The organism is Verrucomicrobiota bacterium (assembly GCA_037139415.1).
Taxonomy (GTDB): Bacteria; Verrucomicrobiota; Verrucomicrobiia; order Limisphaerales; family Fontisphaeraceae; genus JBAXGN01.
Map to the genome: position 1 here is coordinate 1 of JBAXGN010000182.1, position 16,998 is coordinate 16,998.

Genomic DNA, 16,998 nt, shown 5'->3' on the forward strand with positions numbered 1-16,998 from the left:
TCGCGCACCGTGCTTTTCCATGGGAAAGCGAGGCGCGCGGCAAAGCGCATGTGCACGTTGTCATTATCGGGTTTGGCCCAACCGATGTGCCTGCCAAGTTTATCACGGACTACGATACCGATTTGGAACATCCAACGTGTACCCAAGTTGCCAACATCAATCCTTACTTGGTGGAGGGTTCTGACCGTTGCATGCCGAAGCGGCGTGAACCGATCTGCCCTTGCGAACCCATGATATATGGGAGCAAGCCAGTGGATGGAGGACATCTTATCCTTTCCCGAAAGGAGAAATTACAACTGCTCGCGGAGTGCCCGGATGCCGCCAAATTTGTCCGCCGTTTCCACGGCTCCGAGGAGTTCATTAATGGCATTGAGCGTTGGTGCCTCTGGCTGGCCGAGGCGCAACCGGAGCAGTGGCGAAATCTCGCCCCCATTCGTGAGCGCGTCGAAAAGGTGCGCAAGTTCCGGCGGTCGAGTGTAAAAGGCAAAACGGTTGAACAAGCGGAACAACCATCCATCTTTGGAGAACTGCGGCAGCCCAAAACCAGTTATCTTGCCATTCCCGAGGTTTCGTCTGAGACCCGCCGCTACATTCCGGTTGGCTTCGTCAAAGCCGGGGTGATTGCCAGTAACTTGCTCTACACGGTTCCAAACGCGTCGCTCTATACCTTTGCCATCCTCACGTCGCACATGCATATGGCATGGATGCGATATACTGCCGGTCGTTTGGAAAGCCGTTATCGTTACTCGGCTGGGCTCGTTTATAACAACTTCCCATGGCCCTTGTCGCCAACCTCGGAACAGCGTGAAACAATCGAAAAGGCAGGACAGACGGTCTTGGATGTGCGTGCGAGGTTTTCCACATCCACCTTTGCCGATCTTTACGATCCCGTCGCCATGCCCGCCGCACTGGCGAAAGCCCATGCCACCCTCGACCGCGCCGTGGATCGTTGTTACCGCAAGGAACCATTCGAATCAGATCGTCAGCGGGTGGAATACCTGTTCCAGCTTTACGAACAGATCACCGCGCCATTGGCCCCAACGGTCAAGCCAAAGCGTAGCGCTCGTCGTAAAGCCCTCTACAGTGCCTATCCGTTTATCCCCGCGTCCATGACGGACCCGGTCCCAAACGCGGATCAAGCCGTCGCCGAGGCCGGGCAGTGTTATTTTATCAGTGAAGAACCACCCCCTTATCGCACGAACACCTGATACAAATTCTGTCTGTCTGTCTGCCCCCCCCTTAGGCAGATAGACAGACAGACAGACAGACAAAACCTATTCGTGCCAGCGTAACATCCCGGCAGCCTCGGTGAGACGGGAGCCAAATTTACCCTCCTCGCTAAAGGTGCGGCGGTGGCACAGGTCATAAAACAGGCCCGCCTCCAGGCGGGCCAGGAGCCGGACGGCGGCGGCGGGTTGCGGGGCGCAAAGGATGCAGCCCAAGGCGCCGGCCCCAACCTCGGGGGCGTGAGGCGGCCGGGCATCCGCAGGATTTTTATTTAACATATTAATGGTATTAGTAATTCATTATATAAATATGGATACCATCCCCACAACGGCCTGTCAAATATTATTTTACAATTATTTAAATATGTTTTAAAAGAATGGCCCCTTGAGCATCAGCCCGGATGGGCGGCGAGCCCCCGAACGCCCACCGGAGCGCGGACCTCCGTCCCGCGTGGTTTGGGCTGCTTTAGCCGCCCGCACCGCTAAGGGAATAACCGGAGCTGCTCCCGCGCCCCCCGGCGGACCGGAGGTTCGCGCTCCTATCCGAGGCTTCCCCAGGCGCGCTGGTCCGCGACGCTCAATGTATTCATGCTGACCTCACAAAAGGCATCGCCCCCCCGAGGGCCAATCCTTTGTTTGGAGCACTTCGTTTGGAGAGGGTCAGCCCGTTTTGTTTTCACTTCCGGTTGCGGCAGGGGCAATCCTCCGGTATTTTGCATCGCTTATGCAGTGTAGCGGCAAAACCGGTGCGAAGAAGTTTCTGCCCATGTCCCGGGCCGAGATGAGCGCCCGGCATTGGGATGCCCTGGACGTGCTGCTCATCACTGGCGATGCCTACGTGGATCATCCTTCGTTTGGCACGGCCTTGATCGGGCGGGTGCTGGAGGCCGATGGCCTGCGCGTTGGCATCATTGCCCAACCGGATTGGCGCACGGTGGAGTCCTTGAAAATCATGGGGGCACCGCGCCTGTTTTGCGGGGTGACGGCCGGCAATATTGATTCGATGGTGGCAAACTACACCGCGGGGCGCCACAAGCGCCGCGAGGACGCCTATACCGAAAACCGTGAAATCGGCAAACGCCCGAATCACGCGGCGACGGTTTACGCCCAGATGTGTCGTCAGGCGTTTCCCGGCGTCCCAGTGGTGTTGGGCGGCATTGAGGCCAGCCTGCGGCGCGTGGCACATTACGATTATTGGGAGGACAAGCTGCGCCCGTCCATTTTAGTGGATTCCAAGGCGGATATTCTGGTCTATGGCATGGGGGAACACCAGGTGCGCGAAATCGCGCGCCGTCTCCAAACTCCCGAGCGGGATCTGAGCGGCATTCCGGGCACCGCCCGACTACTGGGTGCAAAGGCCTCCGCGGCGATGGATTTCAGCCAGTGGATTCGCCTGCCCAGTTGGGAGGAAGTGCGGGACAATAAAGTGCTGCTCCTGAAACTCACCAAGCTGGTCGAGCGCGAGCAGACGCCGTATTGCGGGCGGCCGCTGGTGCAATTTCACCATGATCGTGCGGTGATCATGGAGCGTCCCGCCATGCCGTTGGATGAAGTGGAAATGGACGCCCTGTACGACCTGCCATTCGTCAAGGAACCGCACTTCCGCTACCAGGGTGAAATCGCCGGATTCAAGACGATCAAGGACTCGATCATTGTGCAGCGCGGCTGCCCCGGAGGCTGCACCTTTTGCGGACTGGGCTTCCACCAGGGCAAATTCCTGACAAGCCGCAGCGAGAAATCCATCCTCAAGGAAATCCGGCAGCTCTCCGATTCCCCAAACTTCCGGGGAACCATCTCCGATCTGGGCGGTCCCACGGCCAACCTGTACGGCAGCGAGCATAGTTACGACGAGGCCTGCCATCGCTGCCGCCGGCCCAGTTGCCTGTACCCGGATATCTGCCGTCACTTCAAAATTGGCGAGGAGCAAATGCTCAGCCTCTATCGCCACGCGCGCGCCAGCGAGGGGATCAAGCACGTGTTCATCCAATCCGGCATTCGCATGGATGTCGCGCTGCGCACGCCCAAGTACATGAAGGAACTGGTGGCGCACCACGTTTCCGGCCACCTCAAAGTGGCGCCCGAACATGTGAATCCCGAGGTGCTGCGCCGCATGCGCAAACCGGCCGGGGTTTTTGAAAAATTCATGGAGGTGTTTCGCGAAGAAAGCGAGCAGGCGGACAAGGAACAATACCTGGTCCCGTATTTCATTTCCAGTTTCCCCGGCTGCACCACCCGGGAAATGGGCGACGTGGAAAAAGTGCTTCAACGCACCCATTGGAACCTGCAACAGGTTCAAGACTTCATCCCGCTGCCGATGACGCCCTCGGCAGCCATGTATGTCACCGGTCTGGATTACGACACGGAAACGCCGATCCCCGTCGTCCGCAACGCGGGCGAACGACTGGCGCAGATCAAGGTATTGCGCCCGAACTTCGGCGAGAAAAAGCCCGCTCGCCCATCCAACCAAGCCGCCCCAGAGAGCGATACTGCGCCGGATGCGTTTTGAACTGACATTTTCCCCCGGCAAGTTGTCGCCCGCGTGTTTTTGCGCGTTCGTGATTTCACCGGATTTCGCTTGAACCAAATCGCACGGGTTTTATTGTCAGGCACATGAAACGAGTATTATTCTTAAGTTCGGTGCTGGCGGCGGGCCTGATGATGACGCCCGCCAGCCACGCACAAAACGCCGCCACCGCCGCCGCGATCGCGGATCGCCTGGATATGGAGGAGCGTTTCAAGCAGATCACCAGCGCCCTGGAAGGCCTGCAAGCCAACCATCTGGCGCTGCAAAAACGCCTGGCGGAGGTCACCGCAGAAATAAAAGAACTGCGCGAGCAAACGGGCAAACCAGCGGCCAACTCCGTCACCCGCGATGACTTGAAAATCCTGGCCGACAAGATTGTGGAAGTGGACAAGGAACGGGAGCGCAATAACAAGCTGGTCATTGAGAAGATCGGGGAGCTAGGCAAAGTGCTCAACAAGCCACACGTTGCCACGCCACCGCCAACGGCGCGCGCCACGAACAATCAGGATACGGCCGCGCCGCAAAAGGGATTTGAATACACGGTGGAAAAGGGTGATACGATCTCGAAGATCATCGAAGCCTACCGTGGCAACAACATCAAGGTGACTGCCAAGCAAATCGAGGCGGCCAACCCGGGGTTAAATCCAACGAAGTTGCAGATCGGTCAAAAAATATTCATCCCGGCGCCGAATCAATGACCGCCGCTCAATCCAGCGGGGTGATGGCGACTTTGCGGAAGTGAACTTCGCCGCCTTCGGATTGCAGGCCAACGAAACCGGGGATAATTTCCACGCCGGTAGCCTGATTCACCAGCTTGCTGTTAAACCAAACGGTGTAATTGCCGCCTTGGGCGAGAATTTCGACATGATTCCACTCACCCGGCGTCTTTTCGTTGCCCACGGCGCGTTTGACTCCGCGCAGGTCGCCGCCGATTTCATGGCCGGGTTTGAAGATGGAACGATCTTTGTCCCTGGTGATGGTCATGCCGTGAAAGCCGTACAAGTCCCCCGCACTGCCATGCTTGAGCTGGGTTTCGATGCAGCGTGGTAACTTACGCGGTTCCCCATTAATACGGCCAAACACGCCGCTATTGCTATTCGTGGCTTCCTTGCCCGGCGCCCAACGGTATTCCACCACCAAACGGTAATTGGTGAATTTCTGCTCCGTGTGCAAGTACCCCATGGGCGTACCGGTGCAGAGAATCAGTCCGTCTTTCACCGACCACACCTGTTCCAATGTCGTGTTCGGATCAGCCGAAACCGCCTTCCAGCCAACCAAATCTTTGCCGTTGAACAGTTGAATGGCAGCAGACGGATGGCTCCCAGTTGAGCAGCATCCCGCCAGGAAAATCAGGCTGCCAAGTGACAATACATGCAACAGGTGTTTCATAAATTCAGACTGTGTGTTTTAGGGACGGGGTATTCCCCGCCCCATGGTAAAACAGATTGCAGAGACTAATCGCCGCCGCCGCCCCCGCTATCGGGACCGCCGAGTTGGTCAATCATGGTAATCAACGGCAGGAACATGGCAATGACGATGCTGCCGACGATTACGGCCAGGAATACGATCATGATCGGTTCCAGCAACGAGGTCATGGCCGCCACCGCATTATCCACTTCGTCATCATACACGTCGGCAATTTTCATCAACATTTCCGGCAAGGCGCCGGTCTGCTCGCCCACGTCCACCATGCTGATCACCATCGGCGGGAAAATATTGGAGGCTTCGAGCGGAGCCGTGATGGTTTCACCTTCTTTGACGCTTTCATGGACGGCGTTCACCGCTTCGCTGATCACCATGTTATCCGCCGTTTCCCGGACAATGGTCAGCGCCTGTAAAATCGGCACGCCGCTGCTGACCAAGGTGCCCAAGGTGCGGGTGAAACGGGAGATCGCCACCTTGCTGATCACGGGACCAATCACCGGCATGATCAGTTTGAATTTATCAAACAGCCGGCGTCCCGCCTTGGTGCGAATAAAAACATTGAACAAGACCACGAACACCGCCAGACAGATCATGGTGAGAATAAAATGCCCGGCAATGGTATCGCTGATGCCCAGTACAAACTGGGTGAAAGCCGGCAGTTCTTTGCCCGGCCCCAGCAAGTCCACGAAAATCGTCTTGAACTTGGGCACCACGAAAACCATCAAAATGCCCAAAATACCGACCGCCACCACCATTACGGCGATGGGATAAAACATGGCCGCAACGACCTTGCCCTTGATCTTCTGGGCCTTTTCCATGAACTCGGCCAAGCGGTTCAGCACGACTTCCAACACGCCGCCCAGTTCACCCGCCTTGACCATGTTCACATAGAGACGGTTGAAAATCTTGGGATGCTGCGCCAACCCTTCGGAAAAGGTGCTGCCGCTTTCAATGGAAAGCCCCAACTTGCCAATCGTTTCCTTGAGCGTTAGATTTCTTTCCTGCTTTTCCAACACGCGCAAACCGCGCAGCAACGGCAAGCCCGCGTCCACCAGGGTAGCCAACTGACGCGTGAAAACCGTGAGAATCCTGGGTTTTACCCGGCCACCCAAGCCAGGGATTTTGATGTTAAGGTTGAGATTAATCCCCTTCTTCGGAGCGCCTTTGCCGCTGGGTTGGGCGGCTTTCTTGTCCGCAGCCTTATCCTTGGATTTATCGGCTTCGACAATCCGGGTAGGGTGGAGCCCCATCTCCTTGATTCGGGCGATGGCCTCGTTTTGATTGGCGACCTCCAGCGTGCCCTTGGTCTCCTTGCCACGCGAATCCATCGCCACATAACTGAATTTCGCCATAACGCTTTTTTGCTTAAGTGTATTTCACAACTTCTTCAATGGTTGTATCGCCGTCAAAGATACCGCGCAGGCCGTCATCGCGCAAGGTAATCATTCCTAATTCGATCGCCTTCTGCCGCACGACCACCGTGGGGGCCCGCTCGTTGATCAGGCCGCGAATGGCCTCACCGACGATCAGCAGCTCAAAAATACCTTTACGGCCCTTGTACCCGGTATCGTTACAAGTACCGCAACCACGCCCATAGTAGAACACCTTGTCCCCAATATCATGCGGGGAGAGATTTAGCAGCGAGAGCTGATTATCAGTGGGCTCAAAGGGGGTGCGGCATTTCTTGCAGATGGTCCGGACCAACCGTTGCGCCAGCACCGCCATAAGGGAGGAAGAGATCAGGAATGGCTCGACCCCCATGTCCACCAGACGAGTGACAGCCCCCGGCGCGTCATTGGTATGCAGGGTACTGAGCACCAAGTGACCGGTCAGGGATGCTTGAATGGCGATTTGCGCCGTTTCAAGATCGCGCATTTCCCCAAGCATGATGATGTCCGGGTCCTGACGAAGAAAGGCGCGCAACGCCTTGCCGAAGGTCATGCCCACGGCATCATTTACCGCCACCTGCATGATACCCTCGATGTCGTATTCGACGGGGTCCTCAATGGTCAGCAATTTGGACTCAATGGAGTTGACCTCGCGCAAGCAGGAATACAGCGTGGTGGTTTTGCCTGAGCCAGTCGGCCCGGTGACGACGAAAATACCGTTCGGCTGCTGAATGGCTTCCAAAACGTATTCATGGATGTACTTGGGCAACCCCAAGTTCGTGACATCCAGGTTCACGGCGGAACGATCCAACACGCGGAGCACCACCGATTCGCCAAACTGCGTTGGCAAGGTGCTGACACGCAAGTCAATCTGGCGTTGGCCCATCGGCAACGAGATGCGTCCGTCCTGGGGCAGACGCCGCTCGGAGATGTTCATATTGGCCATGACCTTGATGCGGGAGATCACCGGCAGCGCCAGGTGTTTCGGGGGCGGCGACATCTCATACAAAGCGCCGTCCACGCGATACCGGATTTTGAACTCATCCTCAAACGGCTCGAAATGAATGTCACTGGCGCGATCCTGCACGGCTTGGAAGAGGACCAGGTTCACAAACTTGATGATCGGGGTCTCGTTCGCCAGATCGGTCAGTTCCGCCAGGTTATCGGTGGCGGAAATTTCGTCCACCTCTTTGGCAATGGAGTCATCTTCGCTCAATTCCTTGAGCATGTCCCCCACTTGCATGGTTTCCTCGCCGTAGTATTTGGCAACCGCTTTTTCGACCAATTCCGGTTCCGCCACGACGACTTGAATTTCCTTGCCGACAACGTACGTCAACTCATCCACGACCTGGGTATTCATGGGGTCCGCCAACGCAAGCCAGACGGTGGAACCATGCAATTCCACGGGCACGCACTGGTACATGCGGGCGGAATTAGCGGGCAGGGTGGCGATGACTTCCGGTGGGATCTCCTTGTCGCGCAGATTATACACCTCGGTGCCCAGTTGGTTGGCCATGAGCTGCAACTGGGTATCCGTGTCCATCAGCCCGAAATCCGCCAGGATTTGGGGGATTTTTTTGCCATTGCGCTGATGCTCTTGCAGCACCTCTTCAATCTGCAGGTCATCCAGGAGATTTTGATCCTTGATGAGCGAGAGCAACGGATGTGATAAAATATCAGCCATAACTCGGGCGCGTTAGCGGTACATGCGTTTATTTGCGACTGGCACTGGGAGCGGAGGCCCCACCGCGTGCGGCTTCGGCCGCCTTGGCAATATCGTATTCCTGTAATTTCTGCATAATCGTGGTGGGATCCTGCGACTTATTGATTACCTCCTCGCGGGCAATCAACCCGAGGGAATATTTCTCCATCAAATAACCGTCCAGCGTCACCATGCCGAATTTGGCGCCGGTCTGAATGTCCGAGGAAATACGGAACGTCTTGTTATCGCGAATCAGCGCGGCAATGGACGGGGTATTGATCATGATTTCATACACTGCGACGCGTCCCGGTTTGTCAATGCGCGGCACGAGCAACTGGGAAATCACCGCTTGCAGCACGGTCGAGAGCTGGATGCGGATCATTTCCTGCTGGTTCATCGGGAACGCGTTGACGATACGATCAATGGTCTTGGCGGCGCCGGTGGTGTGCAGGGTGCCGAACACCAAGTGCCCCGTTTCGGCAGCGGTAATGGCGGATTCAATGGTTTCCAAGTCGCGCATTTCACCCACCATGATGATGTCGGGATCCTGGCGCAGCACGCGGCGCAGGGCTTCGGCAAAGTTGGGCACGTCCACATGCACTTCGCGCTGGGTGACAATGGCCTTCTTGTGATAGTGGTAATATTCGATGGGGTCTTCGATGGTGACGATGTGGGCGTCATCCCGCTCCATATTAATGATGTCAATCATCGAAGCCAGCGTCGTGGATTTGCCGGAGCCAGTGGGACCGGTTACCAGCACGAGACCACGGGGTTTGTAAAGCAGGTTCATGATGGTCTGCCGAGGCAGGCCGATCTGATCCAGCGTCAGCAAGCGGTTGGGAATCTGCCGCAGCACCATCGCAAACTGGCCGCGTTCCTTGAACACGCTGACACGAAACCGGGCCAACTCACCGAAGGCAAACCCAAAGTCAGCCGTGCCGCGTTCCTTCACCTGCTGAATATGCTCATCCGAGGTGATGCTGCGCATCAATTCCTCGGTATCTTCATTCTTGAGACTGGGACCTTCCACGCGGTGGAGAATGCCATGCAAACGAATCACGGGCGGTACCCCCACGCGGATGTGGAGATCGGAGGAACCCTCGGACACCACCAAGTGCAACAAATCGGACATCGAGTATGACATAACGCTATTTGGTAAAAGTTGGTTTCGTTTATGGTATCGCCATGCGGGCCATTTTTTTAATCCACATCCCCCACGGTTGCGCGAATGACCTCTTCCGGCGTGGTGAGCCCGGCCAGCACCTTGCGCGCGCCGTCTTCACGCAGCGTGCGCATCCCCATTTCGCGGGCACGGGTGCGCAACACGGACGAAGGCACCTTGTCGTAAATCAGCTTGCGGGCCTCATCATCAATGACAAACATCTCAAAGATACCAAAACGGCCACGGCAACCAGTCTTAGAACAATCGTTGCACCCCTTGCCGCGTTTGAAGTTGGCGTTGGCCAGGTTCTCCGGCGGGATGTTCAACACGCGCAATTCGCTTTCGGAGGGAGTATAGGGCGCGCCACAACGCTTGCAAATTTTGCGCACCAACCGTTGCGCCATGATGGCGCGGGTGGACGAGGCCACCAAAAATGGCTTTACCCCAATGTCAATCAAGCGCGTCACCGCGCTGGGAGCGTCATTGGTGTGGAGGGTGGAGAAGACCAAGTGACCGGTCAGGGAGGCGTTGATGGCAATGCCCGCCGTCTCCAAGTCACGAATTTCACCAATCATGATCACGTTGGGCGCCTGGCGCAGAATGGACCGCAGCGCGGCGGCAAACGTTAGACCAATGGATTCATGCACATGCACCTGGTTGATGCCGGACATCACATATTCAACCGGGTCCTCGACCGTGATGATCTTGCGATCCGGGCGGTTAATGAAGTTCAACACCGCGTACAAGGTGGTCGTTTTACCGGACCCAGTGGGCCCCGTCACCAGCAGAATACCGTCGGGCAAACCGATCAACCGCTCGAATGTCTGCTGGTCATCGGTGAAGAATCCCAGCTCCGGCAGACCGAGTTTCAGCCCTTCCTTGTCCAAGATACGCATGACGATACTCTCCCCATGGCTGGTGGGAATGCACGATACGCGCAAGTCAATCACTTTGCCGCCGACTTGGGTCTGAATGCGCCCGTCCTGCGGAATCCGGTGTTCGGCAATGGACATGTTGGACTGAATCTTAAGCCGGGCGATGATGGCGGATTGCAGTCGTTTCGGCGGATTCTTCATTTCATGCATCACGCCATCAATGCGGTAACGCAACCGGAAAAGCTTGGCCAGCGGCTCCAAATGAATATCCGAAGCGCGCGCCTTGAATGCCTCAACGATAATGCTATTGACCAGCTTGATGATTGGCGCGTCCGCTTCCAGCGTGCCGCCGTCTTCCTCCAGCTTTTTGCCGGACAGATTGGCGACTTCCACTTCCCCTTCCGTGATGTTCTGAATCATCACGCTCACGGCGTCATCCGCCGCGCCATAATACTGGCTGAGCGCTTCCTCAATTTCCTGTTCGGAGGCCACCTTGGGCTCAATTTCCGCCTTCAGCAAGTGGTGCAGCGCGTCCAGCGTATCCAGATCCGAGGGGTCCGCCATGGCCACCCCGATGGTGTCACCCATTTTATACACCGGGATCACCCGGTACCGTTTGGCGACGTCGCGGCGAATGGAACTGACCACGTCATCCGGCAGTTTCATCTCCGACAACTGGACCACTTCCACTCCGAGGAACGCCGCTTTGGCGTTGGAAACGTCGGTGGGGCGGATGACTTTTTTGGCGACGAGGGTATCTACTACCCCCTCGCCTGCCGCGTCCGCTTCTGGCCGGATTTGGGCGACCTGCTCAGCGGTCAACACGCCCATATCCACCAGCATATCCAGCAAGATGTCGTCTTTTAGTGCCACAATTCAGCAACCGGGTTTAATTTTTTGGTAACTCTAAGCGCAAACCGGGCAAAGTCAATCAATTGCGGAGCGAATCATTAAAGCGTGACTGGCAACTTTCCCTGTTTCAGCGCAAAACGCCGCGGCGGCGCGGCGAACAACGATTAATCCAATACCTTGATTTTCAGATTCCGGTAGAAAACCGGTGACTGGGCTTTGCCATGCAACCCTTGCAGCCCAAGCGGACCATTGCGCGAAAAATCCTTGAGCGCTTGGCGAAACTTATTGGGTGTGCCATCCGGATTTTTTTTCACTTCCTTCCAATCATTCAAGTCCACGTCGAAGACCTCCTCGCCGTTGAACACCAGCGACACCCGGCTATCCCGGCAAGTGATGGTAAAGCGGTTCCATTCCCCCAACGGTTTGGCCATATTCTTGGACGGTGGTTTGGCATCATAAATGGCGCCCACCATGCCATATTTCGATCCGTCGGTGGATTCATGCACCTGAATTTCAAGCGCGGCCAACACATCCTTGATATTGCCGGACCGCAGGAACACTCCGCTGTTGGCTTCCTTGGTCGCTTTGAATTCAAGATCCAATACAAAATTGGCATAGGCATCTTTGGTCCAGAGGGTGGTATGGTTTTTGGCAACTAATTCGCCGTTCGCAAAGACCCACGCGCCCGGTTCCACCGCCGCGTTGGATAAATCCGCCGCGAACAAGTCTTTCCAGCCAGTGGTATCGGGATGCCCCTTGGCTTGCTGCGCCGAAACCGGCCCGCAACAAAGCAGCCCCAATCCGACCAAAACGGTGGTCTTTTGCGTCAACTGTTTCAATATCGAAAAAGTATTCATGGCTGCTAGTCTGTCACACGCGCCGCCGTGCGACAAGCGTTTTGACAAACAGAATTTTAGGCAAACGCGAGCCCGCTGATAGGCACACGAGGCAAAAAATTAACGTCCCTTCCGGAGGCTTGGTGGAAGGCGCTCCCATGAAACTGGGGTGACTCATTTCCCTATCCGCGTCCATTCGCATTATTCGCGAATCGAAGTTTCCAAACAATGGTTCCCATTTTTGCCATGTCCGGCTCCCCTTTGTTGGCTGTTGCTTTCCCCGCTCAGGGATTCAGGCCAAAGGATTGTTCAGCAACATACACCCGATATTCTTTGATGCGGCCACCCACCTTCGCATCGCCGCTGCGTGGCAGATACCGGATGCCGGTAACACTCTGGGACTTCCCCAGATCAAGGATCAGGTGATGCGGATGCCCGGGCTTGGCCCCGCTATACTCTGTGTGCCACATGGTGGCTGGTTGTCCATCCAGGACATTGTCCGCCGAACCGTCTTCCGCCCCGCTCTCCTCGCTGTCAGCCCAGAACACCCGCAGACTGGTGTTGGCGAGCGGTTGCCCATTGGCGTCCAGAATTTCCAGCTCCGCCACGGCGGCATAGGGCTGGCCATTATGCGCATTCACCGATTCCAGGCAGACATAGCGGCCCTTGACCGGCTGGGCAAACCGCGCCTCCTGCATTTTAATCTCCGTAGTAAACGCGCCGCCGATCGCAGGTGCAAGACCCTCCGTCTTGAACTGGCCCTGGGCGCGCGCGCGATTCGAGAAATCCAGTTCCCGCCGCATCTGGTCCAAGATGGGCTGCGCCAATCCGGCCAGTTCCGGCTGGGCCGGCTCGGTCAGATCCAGCACCACCACCTCGTTCTGCCCCGGCTTCAGCCACGCGCCGGGACAATACATGGTTTGTGTCGGGCCGATATTCCAGAATCGCCCCAGGCAACGCCCATTCACCCACAACACACCTTTACCCCACGAACGGACGTCCAGAAACGTATCGCCAACCGTCGTCACCAGGAAACCTCCCCGCCAGAATGCGGGTCCTTTGGCGCTGCCGCCCTGGTATTTCAAGCGGCCCAACTGTGCGGCATCCAGCGGCAGCGGATACACCTGCCAGCCGGTCAACTCCACCGCCGGGCTCCCGCTGGCAATGAGTTCCACCGGCCCATGAATGCCCTTTTGATCAAACGCTTCCTGCCCAAAATTAATCCGCCCCATGGCCTCCACCAGGATGTCCAACTGGCCGGGCTTGGCCCGCTGGGGAAGTTGCACCGCAAATTTCTGGCGGCGGCGATCCATCACGTCCACCAGATGCCCGTCCAGATAAACCCAGCCGAAATCATGCAGTTCCTTGACCTTCAGGGAGGCCGGGCCGCCCGCCGGCACGGTGCCCCGATACAACGCGCAACCCTGCCCGAGATCATATTTTTCAAACGAGCGTGCTCGCTCATCCTTGATCGCCACCGGCAGGTTGTCAAAAACGGGCGCACTGGATTCCAGGCGGAAACGATTCACTGTGATGACCGGATAAGCTGGCGGCGGTTCGGGCAGGCTTTCCCCGGGCAGCAGATAGCGCCCCATCACCTCACGCGTGCGCGTGAACTTGTCCGTCACCCAGCCGGCCTCGCTGATGGGGGCCTCGTAATCATAGCTCGAGGTATCCGGACGGAACGGACGATCCGCGCCCGACCACAGGCCGAACGACGTGCCGCCGTGCGCCATGTAAATGCTGAACGACATGTTGTTCTTTAGCATGTATTCGAGGTCGCGCAGATACCGGCCCATGTCCCCCTTATGATGCGGTTGGCCCCAGGTGTCGAACCACGCCGGATAAAACTCCCCGTTCATGAGCGGCCCTTTGGGCTGGATCTTTCGCAACGCCTTGAATGCCCCCGCCGGATCGCTGCCGAAATTCACCACCTGAAACAGATCGGCGCGGAACCCATTCGGCAGGGCCGAGGGCGGATTGCAGGCGAACAGGGGAACCTCGAAGCCGCTCTCCACCAGCGCCTGCCGCAACTGCCCCAGGTACGCCGCATCCTTGCCGAACCAGCCGTATTCATTTTCCACCTGCACCATGAGCAACGGGCCACCCTTGGTGATTTGCAGCGGCGCCAGCACCCGCCCAACCTCTTTCAGGTATCGCCGGGCCGGCTCCAGGAACGAGGCATCACTCGTGCGGATCTTCATCTGGTCATTCTTGTACAGCCACCACGGAAGCCCGCCCCCTTCCCATTCCGCGCAGGAATACGGGCCGGGCCGCAACAGCACCCACAGCCCCTCCGCCTGCGCCATCCGGCAAAACTCCGCCGCATCCGCCGGGCCGGACCAATTGAACTCGCCCGGACGCGCCTCATGAAAGTTCCAGAAAAGGTACACGCACACAGTGTTCAAACCCATCGCCTTGCACATCTTCAGCCGGTGCTGCCAATACTCGCGCGGGACCCGCGCAAAATGCACCTCGCCGCACCGCACCTGGAGGCGCTGCCCATCCAGCAGGAAATCCGTTTCCCCAATGGCAAACGTGTGCGAGGCGGCCGCCACCCGGCCGCCGGCCAGCACCAACAACAAACCGGCCACCAGCAATGCCATGACAGTGCCCCGATCATTTTCATGCTTTAAAAACATGCACAGGATGTACCGCATCCGTCCCCCAAACGCCAACCGGAAATAAGGAGTTCCCGCAATTTCCAATGTCCCAATGGTCATTCCTGTCAATAAGGTCCATCCGGTCCATCCCTGTCCATGCTAGCCCTTCCCGTCCCCCCAATTTGCCAATTTTCAATTTGCAATGTCCATGCCCGTCCAGGGCTGCCTCAAGCTCGGTTTGGTTCAAGCCCAACCGCAAACGTAGGTGACGAGTCTCAAACAGGACGGCGCGGGAAAATTTGGAGTGCGGTGGCAACAGCCGGGGGAGAAAGGGGCGGATGGCGACACCGCTTTGGATTTGCTCCGTCCAGTTGCGTGAGCGCGGGAGGCCACTGCGGCATCCCAATGACGTCAGGCGGTATGCCGCCGTCCAGCGGGACGGGATAGTCACGGGATTGATTGTGCGCATATCCAAAGCGGCGTCGCGGCCCCGTCGCCCTGCCTTGCCGCCGCACTCCAAAAAAGGCGGCTCCTGCGCTTCCTTGGGGCAAGGGCCAAAGTAAGACTTCCCCGAATCAACGAATTTCGTTCTTTGTGAAAGTGGGGGTACGGAACCACCGCCCCCGCCCACCTCGTAGTATTCGTAACGCACCAACGCGCTTGAGGCAGCCCTGCTGCAATTTCTACCCAGCCGCCCGATCGGATTTATCAGCGACTGCCACTTGCGTACCGCGATTCCGGTACTATCTTCCCTACTGTATATAATAATTATAATTGAATGACCTTATGATGACTCGACGAGATGCCCTGAAGCAAACTGCCGTATTGACTGCCGCCGCCGCGTTCGCGCCGGCTGCGATCGCCCAAACCGCCGCCCCGGCCGGTCCCTTTACCCTGCCCGCCCTGGGTTACGCCTTCGATGCGCTGGAGCCGCACATTGACGCCCAGACCATGCAGATCCACCATGACAAACATCACCAGGCGTACGTAACCAACCTGAACAAGGCGGTGACCGGCCATGCCGAATTGGCCGGGAAGAGCGCGGAAGACCTGATCAAAAACATCTCCAGCGTACCGGAAGCGGTGCGCAAGGCCGTCCAGAACCACGGCGGCGGACACGCCAATCACAGCCTGTTCTGGCAATCGCTGAAGAAGGATGGCGGGCAGCCCAAGGGCGAACTGGCCAAGGCGATTGACGCCAAGTTCGGCAGCCTCGACAAGTTCAAGGCCGACTTCACCCAGGCCGCCACGACGCTGTTCGGCAGCGGCTGGGCCTGGCTATCGCTGGATGGCAAGGAATTGAAGATCGAGCAAACCGCCAACCAGGACAGTCCGCTCATGCAGGGCCGCGTCCCACTGCTCGGCATTGATGTCTGGGAGCACGCCTATTACCTCAAATACCAGAACCGCCGCCCAGAATACATCACCGCCTTCTGGAACGTGATCCACTGGGACTTCGTCGCCGAGCGGTTTGAGAAGCTGAAGGGCTGACCGCTTTACCCCCGGCCCTAACCCGTCGCGGTCAGACCACAGTTTTCCCACTCGCACCCTTAAAGGTGAACTTCCCATGGTGATTAAATTAGGGGTAGTCGCCGACGTGAGTCGGCGCTAATATTTTACCCGTAAATACCGCGCGCAGTTTTGACTTTTAGAAGCCAGAGAATTGGGGAGGCAGGAATCTGGAATATGAACAACCCCGGCTAGAGAAAAACGAACCATACTGAATGACCCCTTTAACGGCCGGCGCGTAGGCGTTGATGCGTTGCGGGTGAAGCGGCACCAGCGGACGAGGGCGTCGGCGCGTCCACGCAATCCAGGCTTACGACGGCAGCTTCGTGAGGGCTTGGGCGATGCGGACGAGGAGTTGCTGGGCGCGGTCTTCCTCTGCGGCCGCGCGGCCTTGGTAGTGCTGGAAGTCGCGCAGGGCGGCTTGGGCGTAGGCTTGCGCGCGGTACAGGAGGTCGCGCTGACGGGACGGGGTGGACTCGCGGCTAGCGGCTCGAAGGTACATGAGGGCAACGTTGTCTCGCACTCTTCCGGAATCGTAGCGATTGTTGGCTCGTTCAAAACACTGAGCGGCTTTCTCAAAGTGCTCCCGGGCTTGGTCAACGGCGCCCACCTGCGAGTAAAAAGTCGCTGTCTGCGCATGGATTGGGCCGAGGTCGGTGAGGGCGGTGGGCGGGCAGAGGGCGAGGGCTTGGTGGTAATGCTCTTCCGCTGCCTGGGCGTGCTTCAGCACAGTTTCCGCTGGCTCGCCGCGCCGGCGGGATTCGTTGAATCGCGCGTGATGGACCATGCCGATTTGTTTGATCGTCTTGCTGCGGCTCAGGAAGTCATTCTCTGCCCAGCCGTCTAGCAGCCTGTCGGACTTAACAATGCGGATTTTTTGCAGGTTTTTGAATAAA

At 57.5% G+C, this 16,998-nt stretch carries 13 protein-coding genes; 4 read left to right on the top strand and 9 right to left on the bottom strand.

Annotation, left to right across the window (positions count from 1 at the left end; translation table 11 throughout):
- Nucleotides 1–1,208, top strand: a 1,208-nt coding sequence (locus tag WCO56_23950; GenBank protein MEI7732646.1) for a type IIL restriction-modification enzyme MmeI, incomplete at its 5' end; no start/stop codon positions are given.
- Nucleotides 1,209–1,274: 66 nt separating this feature from the next.
- Here the strand turns inward: WCO56_23950 and WCO56_23955 are convergent.
- The gene (locus WCO56_23955; GenBank protein ID MEI7732647.1) at nucleotides 1,275–1,505 is read right to left on the bottom strand and encodes a hypothetical protein; all 231 of its coding nucleotides are present in this window, start codon (nucleotides 1,503–1,505) and stop codon (nucleotides 1,275–1,277) included.
- Between the two features lie 445 nt (nucleotides 1,506–1,950).
- On the opposite strand from WCO56_23955, the gene WCO56_23960 reads away from it, so the two are divergent.
- Together WCO56_23960 and WCO56_23965 are read left to right on the top strand one after the other, a co-directional pair.
- Nucleotides 1,951–3,732, top strand: a complete 1,782-nt coding sequence (locus WCO56_23960) for a YgiQ family radical SAM protein (GenBank protein ID MEI7732648.1) — start codon at nucleotides 1,951–1,953, stop codon at nucleotides 3,730–3,732.
- Between the two features lie 104 nt (nucleotides 3,733–3,836).
- On the top strand, nucleotides 3,837–4,448 hold the full coding sequence (locus WCO56_23965; GenBank protein ID MEI7732649.1) for a LysM peptidoglycan-binding domain-containing protein: 612 nt from the start codon (nucleotides 3,837–3,839) through the stop codon (nucleotides 4,446–4,448).
- 7 nt (nucleotides 4,449–4,455) lie between these two features.
- Here the strand turns inward: WCO56_23965 and WCO56_23970 are convergent, their stop codons facing one another.
- The 7 genes from WCO56_23970 to WCO56_24000 form a co-directional block, all read right to left on the bottom strand.
- Nucleotides 4,456–5,139 (bottom strand): DUF1080 domain-containing protein, encoded by a 684-nt coding sequence (locus WCO56_23970; protein ID MEI7732650.1) that lies wholly within the window; start codon nucleotides 5,137–5,139, stop codon nucleotides 4,456–4,458.
- A gap of 65 nt (nucleotides 5,140–5,204) precedes the next feature.
- On the bottom strand, nucleotides 5,205–6,527 hold the full coding sequence (locus tag WCO56_23975; GenBank protein MEI7732651.1) for a type II secretion system F family protein: 1,323 nt from the start codon (nucleotides 6,525–6,527) through the stop codon (nucleotides 5,205–5,207).
- Nucleotides 6,528–6,540: 13 nt separating this feature from the next.
- Complete coding sequence (locus WCO56_23980; protein ID MEI7732652.1) at nucleotides 6,541–8,247, bottom strand: ATPase, T2SS/T4P/T4SS family; 1,707 nt, start codon at nucleotides 8,245–8,247, stop codon at nucleotides 6,541–6,543.
- A 28-nt stretch (nucleotides 8,248–8,275) separates the two neighbouring features.
- Nucleotides 8,276–9,409 carry a type IV pilus twitching motility protein PilT gene (locus WCO56_23985; GenBank protein ID MEI7732653.1) on the bottom strand — a complete coding sequence of 378 codons (1,134 nt, stop codon included), beginning with the start codon at nucleotides 9,407–9,409 and terminating at the stop codon, nucleotides 8,276–8,278.
- 56 nt (nucleotides 9,410–9,465) lie between these two features.
- A complete protein-coding gene (locus WCO56_23990; protein ID MEI7732654.1) occupies nucleotides 9,466–11,175 on the bottom strand; it encodes an ATPase, T2SS/T4P/T4SS family in 1,710 nt (569 codons plus the stop codon).
- A 143-nt stretch (nucleotides 11,176–11,318) separates the two neighbouring features.
- Nucleotides 11,319–12,011, bottom strand: a complete 693-nt coding sequence (locus WCO56_23995) for a DUF1080 domain-containing protein (protein MEI7732655.1) — start codon at nucleotides 12,009–12,011, stop codon at nucleotides 11,319–11,321.
- A 263-nt stretch (nucleotides 12,012–12,274) separates the two neighbouring features.
- Entirely contained in the window at nucleotides 12,275–14,632 is a 2,358-nt protein-coding gene (locus WCO56_24000; protein MEI7732656.1) for a beta-galactosidase, read from the bottom strand.
- Nucleotides 14,633–15,379: 747 nt separating this feature from the next.
- On the opposite strand from WCO56_24000, the gene WCO56_24005 reads away from it, so the two are divergent.
- Nucleotides 15,380–16,084 carry a superoxide dismutase gene (locus WCO56_24005; GenBank protein ID MEI7732657.1) on the top strand — a complete coding sequence of 235 codons (705 nt, stop codon included), beginning with the start codon at nucleotides 15,380–15,382 and terminating at the stop codon, nucleotides 16,082–16,084.
- A 328-nt stretch (nucleotides 16,085–16,412) separates the two neighbouring features.
- Here WCO56_24005 and WCO56_24010 read toward each other — a convergent pair.
- Nucleotides 16,413–16,998, bottom strand: a 586-nt coding sequence (locus WCO56_24010) for a hypothetical protein (protein MEI7732658.1), incomplete at its 5' end; no start/stop codon positions are given.

Bases quoted from the DNA above. Each gene is read 5' to 3' on its own strand.
- WCO56_24005 (MEI7732657.1), top strand. From the start codon at position 15,380: ATGATGACTCGACGAGATGCCCTGAAGCAAACTGCCGTATTGACTGCC.
- WCO56_23995 (MEI7732655.1), bottom strand. From the start codon at position 12,011: ATGAATACTTTTTCGATATTGAAACAGTTGACGCAAAAGACCACCGTT.
- WCO56_23985 (MEI7732653.1), bottom strand. From the start codon at position 9,409: ATGTCATACTCGATGTCCGATTTGTTGCACTTGGTGGTGTCCGAGGGT.
- WCO56_23975 (MEI7732651.1), bottom strand. From the start codon at position 6,527: ATGGCGAAATTCAGTTATGTGGCGATGGATTCGCGTGGCAAGGAGACC.
- WCO56_23965 (MEI7732649.1), top strand. From the start codon at position 3,837: ATGAAACGAGTATTATTCTTAAGTTCGGTGCTGGCGGCGGGCCTGATG.
- WCO56_24000 (MEI7732656.1), bottom strand. From the start codon at position 14,632: ATGTTTTTAAAGCATGAAAATGATCGGGGCACTGTCATGGCATTGCTG.
- WCO56_23960 (MEI7732648.1), top strand. From the start codon at position 1,951: ATGCAGTGTAGCGGCAAAACCGGTGCGAAGAAGTTTCTGCCCATGTCC.
- WCO56_23955 (MEI7732647.1), bottom strand. From the start codon at position 1,505: ATGTTAAATAAAAATCCTGCGGATGCCCGGCCGCCTCACGCCCCCGAG.
- WCO56_23980 (MEI7732652.1), bottom strand. From the start codon at position 8,247: ATGGCTGATATTTTATCACATCCGTTGCTCTCGCTCATCAAGGATCAA.
- WCO56_23970 (MEI7732650.1), bottom strand. From the start codon at position 5,139: ATGAAACACCTGTTGCATGTATTGTCACTTGGCAGCCTGATTTTCCTG.